Here is a 9,632-nt window from a genome sequence, read left to right as displayed (position 1 = left end):
GACGGCCGCGTCGGTGCGCCCGATTCGCAGCACGGTGCCATAGCTGTCGCGGATCTCGGTCAGGGCGCGCACCTCCTTGAACACCTCGTAGAACAACTCGATCTTGTGGCCCTGCGCCGAATAGATGGCGCTGGGCAAGGCTACGCCGTCCGGGCCGCCGGGTGTCAGGTGCTCCACCAGGCCGGACTTGTGCACCACCCAGTAGAGCGGGCCGGTGTCACCCTGTTCTTCATAGAAGTGAAAGCTTTCGATCTTCTGTTCGCGGATGGCCGGCTGCAATCCGCTGCCGGTGACCTTGAAGGATTCGCCGGTGCTCAGGGAGAGCATTTGCGTGGTCGGGTTGTACTGCGACAGCGCCAGGCTCCAGCCACAACCGAAGCCGCTGTTTCGGTCCTTGCTGTTCAACTGGGTGGCGAGCGGGTTGAAGCTCAGGCGCAGTGGCAGCGCGGGTCCGCACAGGGCATTGCACTTGAGTTCGGGCAGGCTGATGGAGCAGGTGTACTGACCGGTGCGAGAGTCGACCCCGGCTTCGACGAAGCTGAGGAAGTTGAAGGCATTGGAATGAACGGCAGACGTGGCCATGGGGGGCGCTCCTTGCATAAAGAAGGCTGCCTTGAGGCCAGCGAGCCTCAAGGCAGGCAGTAGCATCTCTAATCGTTGGAGATGCGCTTGATGACGAGCTTGTTCCGATTGTTGAACCCCGCGAACTCCAGTTGCAGACGATGCGGGTTGCCGTACCGATCGAGCAGACGCATACGAATGGGTTGCGCCAGTTCGCTGTTCTCATCGAAAGGGAAGTCGATGCGGCGGTGCAAACTGAACAGGAATTCTCCGTCAGCCCCCTGGTAACCATCCCTCACCACCTTGCCAGGCTTCACGGCGTCGGGTATGCCGTTGTAAAGCTGGAATTCAAAGTTGAGTTCGGAACTCTTCGGCAGCGCATAGCCTGTATAGCTGCCGACTTCTTCGGCGTACTGCCGACTTTCCCATTGCACGGCCGAGAAGGCGCGCTCGAAAGTGATGGTCTTGAAAGCGATGGGCTCGCGCGTCGACTCCCGCAACAGCCGCAGGTAGTAGTAGTCAACGGTGGTCAGGTACCAATCGAAGTCGGCGTCTTCCTTCGGATCGCCATCACCCTGCGCCCGTCTGACATCCAGGTTGTACTCGCTCTCCTGATAGACCGGCACAGGCAGTGGCTGTATGACAATGATGGCGTCGTTTTCTTCGGACCCGGAATGATCGGTCGAATAGAAAAATGTATTGTCCGCTCGCGTCACCCGTGCCGCGATGCGCAACTCGGTATCGCTACGGGTCTGTATGTAAAGCGTCTTGGCGTCGCCGTCCAGGTCGAGAGGGGTTGCCTGCGCTTCGGCGGGCGGAAACTGGCTGGTGTAGAAGTCATACTCGTTACGCTTGGCGTTTACGCCCCACTGCAGAGGGTTATCACTGATCGGCACACCTTCGCTGTCCACCTGCGGCAGCACCTCTTTGGTGTCCGCTACGACCAGCGTCAGGCTCGCGCGCTCAGCGGGTGTAAGTGCGGTTTCCTCACCCGTATCGGTGGGTTTGGTTTTGATGGCGATCCGCACCTGAACCTGTTGCAGGCCGTTGGCATAGGCCATTTTGGTGGGCGATTCCGGCTTGATGGTGAAGGTCGTGAAGTCAGACCAGCCAGGCCTTGACGCCATATTCGACAGATGCACGACGCTGTAGCCGCTGAAGGACGGATGATCCTTGTCCTGGCACCGGATAACGCTGTAGGGCATGGAGATATCGTCAGGCGCCGTGAACAGTCCGGTGTCGTCCACAGTGCCTTCCCCAGTCGCGACGCTCCATTGGTAGGTGAAATCCTCTTCATCGTCCTCGCTGACGCTAAGTTGCACGGTGGCAGTGCGCGCAAGCCCCGGGTGGAAGACAGGTTCAACCTCAAGGCTGTAGTTGCCGCTGAGGAGCAATATCGTCGAGATCACCATTTCGCCGGTCCCCGAGTCCTGGACTTCGACCAACACGGGCAGCATTTCTTCGGACGATTGAGTCGGCGCGGTGTACACGGCCGTAAGTGAATCGGCTGCGACGTCCAGGGTGCCGGGCGCCGAATCGAGCAACCGCCATTGCAGGGGGCCTGCGCCCAGGCTCGACGCCCGCAACTCAACCGGTTTCGGGTTCCGGATACTGAGGGTGGACATGGCGGGCGCAACCGCCATGGATTCGGCCACCACCGTCACCAGAGCCGACGCGGAGCGCGATTGACCGGTGACAGGGTCGTCATAGCTGGCCGTGATCACGTTGCGCACCGCAGAGCCCTCAAGCGTGTGCAGCGGCGGGGCGGTAAACTCGCCCGTCTGATCGATCACGCCCTGAGCGCGACTGCCGTCGATGGAGGTCACGGTCCAGGTCATCGGCACAGCCGCCCGGGTCAACTGACGCGCCTCGAAGCGCTGACGGTCGCCGACCTTGATGATCGAGTGCAACGGTTCCAGTGTGAACGAGGTCCGGGTGGGGTCGATCTGCCCGAACAGCACCACGTCCCCTGGCGCATAGGCTTCGGTCGCCAGAAAGACATTCTGACCGGGAAACAGCAAATGATTGAGGGCCTTGAAATCAAGTTCCGGTAATTCGATGTTGAAGAACAGGTCCCTGAGCCTTTGCATCTCTGACTGGATGAAGTCTTTGAGCTGGGTATGGACGACCTCGGCATTTTCTTCATCGTACCGGGGCTCGAAATTTTGAAGTTGCATCGTATGGTCGAACGATGAACCGGTGAGTGAGAAGCTTATTTTATTGAGGGCTGCGTCCACGTTTATTGCATACGTCAACGTCAGCATGTAGGTAAAGTCGGCATTGTCCCGAATATTGAAGTCTTCCCAGTTTTTTCTGTTGAGCTTGTAATGGTAAGGGTGTGTGATCGATTCGCTCATCGTGATCGACAGCTCCCGGGCGTCGGCACTGACCTGCACCGCCAGACTCGGACTGAACGGAAAGTAGATGTCAAACAACATCAGTTCGTGAACGACGTCGCCCCAGATATCGGCTTGCTTTTGAAAATGCACATTCCCCGAGTTCCACCTCCCGTTGGTTGCCTTCAATATCGCGCTCGATCCGGGTGTCGTGCTGGAAGACAGGCTCAATCCCCGAGCGATATAACGCTGTAGATAGGGCTTGAGGACATTCTCGAAGACCATCCGGCTGGACAGCACAATGGACCCTGAATAATCCGGTTGCCCGCTGACCATCGCCTCATCGTCCGGGATCAGATAACGGAAGCTGGCGGCGTTTTCCGGGGTCGGCAGTGTTCCATCGTAGAAGTCATTGCGAGTCCTGATGAACAAGACCACGCCGCCGTCACCGTAGCTGCTGGAGTTGATGTTCTTGCCGCTGGGCGCTGACTGGGTGCGAATGTAGAAGTTACTCGGCGTGAGCATGTCGTCACCGACATAATCCAGCACTCCCAGCAAGTAAGTCCGGGCTGAAGCGGGCTGAGCCTTGAACAGGTTCTTGAAGAACAACCCCAGTTGCGCTTGTGGATACTCCTGGGTGACCAGATCACTGGTGAAGTTGTAGCCTTCTCCCAGATCGACCACCACATTGCCTTCTTTGTCGACTTCACCCGTGACCGCCGCCAGGTCGACTTCCATTTGCACCTTGAACTGCTGCTGGATACTGATGTTGAAGCTGGATTTAAGGTAAGGAGGGCTGGCGTCCGGATAAGACTGATACGCCACGGACCCCGAGACAATATCCAGCGTGACCACGACTCTGGAATCCAGCAGATCCGACGTTTCAAAAGAAATCCGCGGTGCACTGAGCACCAACCCCGCCAGTTCGAGCCTTTCACGGTTATTGCCGGTCGGATCAAGCGATACGGTCCCGAAAATCGGCGGCAGGAAACTGTCGGTGCTGAACTTGGAAACGTACTGCTGCTCAAGTAAACGGTTGATCTTGGCGCGGCTGTAGGTAATGACCGCGTTCCATCCATAGGTCACGGTTTTACCCTGCATCCAGCTCAGCAGCGTGTCCCGTGAATTGCTGCCTTTGCTTGTCCGGGCACCTGTTGAAGACATCGCTAAGGACTCAGGCGTGATTTGAAGGGCAGGAAGTTGTGGGCGATAACGACGCGCGTGCCGGGCAAAACGTTCCAACGGCAGCGGCAGTACGAGGTAACCGAAAAGATCCCGGGAACTTGATCCTTCCCTGGCGGTGATGATGGCGATTCCGTCGTTGATCTCGTCCTGCGCCGGTTCGGTAAAGATCCCGTTCTGGTCGACGCTCCCTTCGCCTGTCAACGCCCACTCAAGCGGTGATTCAATCGGTGTCGGATCCCCCCAGCCCGAGTCCATCAGGACCAACTGGACCCCCTCAACACCGGCATTTTCATCGATGACCATTTCACCGCTCAGGTTCAGCCAGCTCACCAGCACGTAGGCACGGGTTTTTACCCCGTTGGCCTTATCGGTGAATTCTGCGATGTCGACCGTGATCTGATGCCCGGGCACTGTCGTCCCGGGTTGATAGACGTAAGTGCCGGCGGTGCCTGGATCGGCCGTCAGTGTGGCGCCGTGATCCACCGTGCAGATCAATTGAACGTCCAGTTCACTGGCGCCCAGGCTTTCCACTTGAATGTTCGTACTGCGATCCTTCCCGCATGACTGGAAGACAGGGTTGACGCTCAGCGATGAGGCCACCACGGTGACCAGGGCCGAGGCCATTGCCGTGCCGCCCGTATCTTTAGCGGTCACAAGGACACGCACGAAGGACTGGCCCAAATCCTCGGCAGCGGGGGCGGTGTACAGTCCGGCAGCGTCAATGACACCCACGCCGGCGTTGACCCCGTCGATACTTGCCACGCTCCACTCCAGATCCTGGGCACGCCGAGTCTCAACGGCGTTAACCACAAATTGAAGGGTTGCGCCAGCGAGCATGCTGGTCTCCAGAGGCGAGATCTGAAACGACGTCAGATCGGGCGCCAGCTGACCGAATACAGCCATGTCACACGGCAGGTCGACGGCCATGACGCGCAGCGTGTTGCCTTCTGGAAACAACAGATTGTTGACCATGAAGGTGTTGATGTCCGGTGCCTTGATCGTGTTGAACTTGTGGGTCAGTTCGGGCCGGATCAGCGCGTCCAGCTTGTTGTGGATCTCTATGCTGGGCTGATCAAAGAAATCCAGTTGCTCATAGCCTGATTCTGACAACGTGAATGACGAACCGGCTTTGCGCTCAAAACTGACGACATGCGTTACCGGGTCGATAGACGGTATAAAGTCCACTGAAAAAGCATGTGTGACGATCAGGTCACCGTATTGATATTCCGGCTTTGTGGGAAGGGTCCACTCGATCACATTGCCCCAAGGTGATCGGGGTTGGTTGTTCCATGACACCCTGAGCAGGTTGTCAGCGGGCGAAACGCTGAATGCGTTTGTCGCCGTCGGGGCGGAAAAGGGCAGCGAGAGAGTCTCGACCCAGAACTTGGCATCGAAATCGCCAGACCTGACCGTGTACCTGTGCTCAAAGTTCTTGTAAGAAAGTTCTCCTTGCTCAGCCACCAACGCGCCACTGGCATTCGGATTGCCGAGAATCAGTCCTGACCCCATGTCGGCGTTGACCTGGGGTTTTATTACCCGATTGAAGATCAGCTCGTTGGAAAACACCGCAGCTGCCGAATAAAGGGAATCCCCGTTGGCATCGACGTCGTCGGGAATGAAATACGGCATGCCCGACTCCTGGGTGGGCAGCCCCATGTATTGACCGTCTCGCAGCACAATGAACAGTGCCACCGCGCCGGAACCACTCTCGTGAGGGTCAGGTTGCGTTAATAATTTGAAGCCTTGCGGTGTCATGACATCGTTGCTGAAGGCGTCTAGTTGGCCCAGTGAATAACGGCGGTACTTCTCTTCCTGTCCTTCAAACCAGTCCCTGAAAAAACTGCCTATCAGCAGTTGCTCTTCCTCGCTGTCGACAAAATCGCCTCTGAAGTTGAAGCCGTCGAGGATATTGAAATAGACCTCACCTGCTGAGTCCACGCCCCCACTGTTTGTTTTGAGGGTAATGTCCATCAACAGTTTTGGACCGGTCAGCAATGCTGCGGCATTGGCATTGGTGATTTTCGTGACACGTTTGAAAGAACTGTCCGGCTCTGATGTATCGACGATCTTGGCCCCCAGCAGACCGTAAGTCAGTCGAGCCTGGGAGTTGTCCAGGTTGGCATTCTCGAATGACAATCTGGGTGCACTCAGCGTCACACTGCTCAACGTAATGGTGGTATCGCCGATTTGCACGACACCGTCCAGTGGAGGCAATGCGTCATTTTGTCTGTAACGCGCCAGGTATTGTTGGGCCAATAATGCATTGACCTTGTTGCGGCTATAGCAAACGACGGCATCCCAATCGAAGGTGGATGGCTTTGCCTTCATTGCGTTGATGATGCTTTGCCGAGAATTGTTTCCCATGGTGCACCTCTTCAGCCGCGCCTTCGCACGCTGTTGGCCGGGGTCAATCAATCAGTTGGAGTATCAAGGTTGGAAATTGCGTAGCGGATAGGGCATCGTCAAATCGAACATCGACAGAGACGTCGAAGCTTTCATCCACTTTCAGTTTCAGTAACGTCGCCATGGGCAACACGGCGTTGTTCACACCACTGACGACGTCGGAAGCGGTCACTTCGTAATCCCTGAGGATGTCGTCTTCCACGGCCGAGCTGCCGTCGTGACCCACGCCCGATAGCTGCATGCTCACGGTCTGACCCGCCGCTATATATACCCAGGGCTCCAGTGACAAGTGCGCGCCACCGGCCGCCGTTGCCGTCTTGAGACTGAGTTTTCCCGGTGTGCTTGCGGACTCCTGGCACTGGAGCTGGGAAAGGCGCCCGATCGGTATTTTCTCAATCGATAATCGGTGAATGTCGGACGTGACCAATGGCATGCCTGGCCGAGTGACGGTGTAGTACACATCAATGGTTTGTCCCATATTGGCAGGGATGGCGGTGGCAGGAATGCGATAGTCCAACTCGCTACCGGCCAATGGCGTTGCGGTTTCGAAGTAACCCGTCGTACCGAGGCCGTCCCAGACAACATTGATCTCGTCGTTCGGCCCCAGGCCCGGATTGGCGGGCACCCTGACCGTGGCGCCGACAAGCGTGACGGACAGGGGATCCAGCGTCGACACACCGCCTACCGGCCGAGCCTCGAGGACCGAAGGTTCACCCAGTTTGAGCGGGGTGGCGATGGTTAACGCCAGGGTGTCGGAAGAGGCGGTAGCGCCGACACGAGCGAATTGATACGTGAGGTTGACGTCAGTGCCGATGTTGGCATCGAGCAGGCTGCGATCCACATGAAAAGAGATTGTCCCACTGTCGATATTTGACTGGTCGATACGTGCGTGCTGGATGTCGTTGTTCGATTCCCGGCTGGCGCTCCAGTAAAACAGCAGGTCGTCGCCCACCTGTATGTCGTCATAGGGCGCGATGTCGATGAACGCCCCAGCGGGGAATGCTGAAGGGTCCAGCGTGTCGCCGGTCAAGTCCCTGACCTTCAAGGCTTCGAGCCACGGCACTGTGGGCGCGAGGGCATTGAGCTGCAGTCGCGACGATTCGGTCTGGCCAGTTGCCTGGTAGGTGACGGTGTAACTGACCTCGATCCTTCCGCCTTTGGCGCCGCTGAAATAGGTATCGGCGATCGTCCAGTTCAAAGGACGCCCGACGTCCTGGTCGCGTAGCGTTTTGGTATTGCGGTACTTCGTCAGTGGCGTGCCGTCAGGCTGATAGCCCTGCCAGGTCAATGCGACCTGATCATTTGCCGACATGGCGTAGTAAGGCGGCACAATCGACCGCGCGGCGTTCGGCCGGTCGGGGTCGAAATGTCCGCGATGCGCATCTTTGACCTGGGGCACGGGTAACCGGGAAAGCGGGGGCGGACGTTGCCCCACGAATACCAGCAGGCGTTTGGACTCATCTGTCACACCGGACGAGGTTTCCACGGTATACGAGTAAAAGGCTTGCCCGTCACGTATGCCTGTTACGACGTCGTTGGGTATTTTCATGAGCAGCCCTTCGGGCTGAAGAGTGTCTTTGTCGATTCGGACTTTAAGAGACTCGAAGTCCAATGCGTCCGACGCTGGCGTACGGCCTGTCCAGGACAGCGTGACACTGTCACCGTCCATGTTGTCATTGGTGTCGTATCGGATATAAGCCTCCAGGTCCTTATCACCCAGTTCAACCAGGTCAATCGTGTCGCCCTGCAGCGTCGGGATACTGGGAGGAGGTTTAGTGGCCATGGCCATCACCTGTATAAGCGCGTAGATAGACGTGCGACCCGTTCTACGCGCTTGATTCGGCGCTGTAACCTAGCAGGACTGATAGGTTCAAGCGGGGTTCATAAGTGCTAGCGTGGGTTCAAGGGTGGCCGCCAACCGCGCGACCGTGATCGGTTCAATACCCAGGTAAAAACATGATGAACGTCTATCGATTGATCATACTGTCGTCATCCCTTTTGCTCTTGGCCGCTGGCGGGCAACAGGCTGTAGGGGCAGAGCGAAGTGATCCCGTCTATCAGGGGCGTCTGGAGATTTATGGTGGAAATGAAGGCAATGCACTTAATTGCAGTTTGCCTTTCGATAATGGCAATTTTCCATTCAAGAACATGGAGGATTGTAATAACGATAACGCGTCGGCGTTCAAGTTGATCGATGTGCCGTCGGCCGCTTTTATTACATTTTTCGATGCGCCCGACTGTGCCTCTCATGACAACTTCATTATAAAAATGAAAACCGTCAAGCATCCAACTAATACCGAGACGCCTGTTGACTTGACGGCGGCCTCAAAGAAAAATCCCAATGAAGTCATTGCCCCCGGCATTATCATGGTCAATACCGAAAATGATCAGGGGCAAATTAAAGACAAATTATCCTGCGTCAAGATAGAACGTTCTACGGGGCCCGACAGTTGAGGCCTGATGCATTTTTTATGTTTTATGTATGACCTGTTACGCCACAGGGAAGGGCGGTCTTTAAGGTGGTTGCCCGCCTTGTGAATCTGAATACTCAGGGAGCGTTCATCCATGGCCACGTCTGCCGTTCATTCCAATGCCTTCAACTTCCTCAGCTTTGTCGAAGCCGGGGTCGACTCTCGCACCGGTCAGTACACCTGCTCCATCAGCCTGCCCGAACTCAAGTGCAATGCCCTGTGCGGCCCCGCGCTGCCACTGCGCCTGAGCTTCAACCCGCTCGCCACCCAGTTGAACAGCAAGGACCGCAACAGCGGCTTCGGTTGTGGCTGGAGCCTGGCGCTTTCGCAGTACAACCCGACGACCCAAATGCTCTCCCTGAGCACCGGCGAATCCTTCAAGGTCACCGGCAGCGGATTGCAGCCGGCCATCCGCGAACAGAAGATCGAAAGCTTTCACTTCTACGAAGAACAGGGTGACACCGGCCCGCTCTACTGGGTGGTGCATAAGTCCGGCTTGGTGGAGCACCTGACACCCGGCGGCCCGGACGGCGTGGCCTTGCCCAGCGCCATCTATTCGGCGCAGGGCCACAAGATCGAGTTGTTCTACGAGGTGTTCAAGGAGGTGCGCGCCCTGACCGAGATCCGCGACAGCTATGGCACCGTGCTGCGAATCGGGCGCACCGACGCGGCCGTC

General features: G+C 57.1%; 3 protein-coding genes and 2 pseudogenes. 2 read left to right on the top strand and 3 right to left on the bottom strand.

Features of this window, described 5'->3' with window-relative positions; genetic code table 11:
- The 3 genes and pseudogenes from BMY73_RS27385 to BMY73_RS27375 all read right to left on the bottom strand — a co-directional run.
- A pseudogene (locus BMY73_RS27385) lies at positions 1–582 on the bottom strand (sugar-binding protein); the annotation flags it as partial.
- Positions 583–650: 68 nt separating this feature from the next.
- Positions 651–6,446 carry an Ig-like domain-containing protein gene (locus BMY73_RS27380; RefSeq protein ID WP_092411040.1) on the bottom strand — a complete coding sequence of 1,932 codons (5,796 nt, stop codon included), beginning with the start codon at positions 6,444–6,446 and terminating at the stop codon, positions 651–653.
- A 43-nt stretch (positions 6,447–6,489) separates the two neighbouring features.
- On the bottom strand, positions 6,490–8,268 hold the full coding sequence (locus tag BMY73_RS27375; protein WP_092411038.1) for a hypothetical protein: 1,779 nt from the start codon (positions 8,266–8,268) through the stop codon (positions 6,490–6,492).
- 173 nt (positions 8,269–8,441) lie between these two features.
- Here BMY73_RS27375 and BMY73_RS27370 point away from each other — a divergent pair, with 173 nt between their 5' ends.
- Both BMY73_RS27370 and BMY73_RS27365 read left to right on the top strand, forming a co-directional pair.
- A complete protein-coding gene (locus BMY73_RS27370; protein ID WP_092411036.1) occupies positions 8,442–8,939 on the top strand; it encodes a hypothetical protein in 498 nt (165 codons plus the stop codon).
- 111 nt (positions 8,940–9,050) lie between these two features.
- Positions 9,051–9,632, top strand: a pseudogene (locus BMY73_RS27365) (sugar-binding protein); the annotation flags it as partial.

It is taken from the genome of Pseudomonas sp. NFACC02, assembly GCF_900110765.1.
Lineage (GTDB): Bacteria > Pseudomonadota > Gammaproteobacteria > Pseudomonadales > Pseudomonadaceae > Aquipseudomonas.
This window is presented reverse-complemented; position numbering and strand designations above follow the sequence as displayed.

Coding starts and splice junctions, on each gene's coding strand:
- BMY73_RS27375 (WP_092411038.1), bottom strand. CDS start 8,268: ATGGCCACTAAACCTCCTCCCAGTATCCCGACGCTGCAGGGCGACACG.
- BMY73_RS27370 (WP_092411036.1), top strand. CDS start 8,442: ATGATGAACGTCTATCGATTGATCATACTGTCGTCATCCCTTTTGCTC.
- BMY73_RS27380 (WP_092411040.1), bottom strand. CDS start 6,446: ATGGGAAACAATTCTCGGCAAAGCATCATCAACGCAATGAAGGCAAAG.